The sequence below is a fragment of the Pseudomonas sp. GW821-FHT01A09 genome (genome assembly GCF_058986725.1).
On the sequence record NZ_JBYSWB010000072.1, the window covers coordinates 1 to 898 of the forward strand.

Below are 898 nucleotides of genomic sequence, written 5' to 3' on the forward strand. Positions count from 1 at the left end.
GCGAGAATGCTCGCCATAGAGAGGTGTCTGATGACCAAGCAACGTCGTACCTTTACCCCTGAGTTCAAGCGCGAGGCTGCGTGCCTGGTGCTCGACCAAGGCTACAGCCATATCGAAGCCGCCCGTTCGCTTGGGCTGGTTGAGTCGGCCTTGCGTCGTTGGGTGAACCAGCTCCAGCAGGAACGCGGCGGTGTCACGCCGATCAGCAAAGCGCTAACGCCCGAGCAGCAAAAAATCCAGGAACTCGAAGCCCGTATCAATCGGCTAGAACGGGAAAAATCGATCTTAAAAAAGGCCACCGCGCTCTTGATGGCCGAGGAACACGAGCGTTCGCGTTAATCGATCAACTGCGGGCTCAAGAGCCTGTTGATCTGTTGTGCTCGGTATTTGATGTCACCCGATCTTGCTACTACGCGTACTGCCGGAAACGTCGGTATCCGGATGCCGAACGAGTAGTCTTGCGTAGCCGCGTGAACGAGTTGTTTACGCAAAGCCGAAGCGCTGCGGGCAGCCGGAGCATCATGCTGATGATGAAAGAGGACGGCATGCAGATCGGGCGATTCAAGGTACGTAGGTTGATGCGCGAGCTGAACTTGATCAGCAAACAGCCGGGCTCCCATGCCTACAAAAAGGCTACCGTGGAGCGGCCTGATATCCCGAACGTGCTTGATCGCGGGTTCAGCGTGGCATCCCCGAACAAAGTCTGGTGCGGTGACATTACGTACGTCTGGGCTGAAGGCCAATGGCACTATCTGGCGGCTGTCATCGACCTTTGTGCCCGGCGTGTTGTAGGTTGGGCGTTCTCAGCCAAGCCTGATGCCGACCTGGTGATCAAGGCATTGGATATGGCCTATGAGCAGCGTGGCCGGCCTCAGAATGTGCTGTTTCACAGCGACCA

1 pseudogene is annotated in these 898 nt (G+C 57.0%); it reads left to right on the forward strand.

The annotated features are described in order from the left end of the window. Positions 1-30: 30 nt before the first annotated feature. Positions 31-898, forward strand: a pseudogene (locus AC3WJP_RS29080) (IS3 family transposase); the annotation flags it as partial.